General features: G+C 64.8%; 1 protein-coding gene. It reads left to right on the top strand.

Annotation, left to right across the window (positions count from 1 at the left end; translation table 11 throughout):
- The coding region (locus CVH10_RS20805; protein ID WP_146143213.1) for a peptide-methionine (R)-S-oxide reductase at positions 1 to 150 on the top strand (150 nt) is incomplete at its 5' end.
- Positions 151 to 270: the final 120 nt, after the last annotated feature.

Here is a 270-nt window from a genome sequence, read left to right on the forward strand (position 1 = left end):
ACACGCGATATGGCCATCGGCGTTCCACGCACCGAATACCATTGCGCCCGCTGTCTGGCGCACCAAGGACATGTCTTTCCCGATGGGCCACGCCCAACGGGTTTGCGCTACTGCAACAATGGTGTGGCGCTGAAGTTCACGGCGGCCTAGAGGCGACGCGCCCGCAACGCGGAGTCCACCGTCGCGCCGAAGATGACCGATGCGATGATGACCAGCAGGCCGTAGTCATGCCCGGCGAAGAAGACCGGCGCGCAGGCCATGGCGATGCCC

Origin of the sequence: Halomonas sp. ND22Bw (assembly GCF_003011945.1) — a bacterium.
GTDB classification, from domain to species: Bacteria; Pseudomonadota; Gammaproteobacteria; order Pseudomonadales; family Halomonadaceae; genus Halomonas; species Halomonas halophila.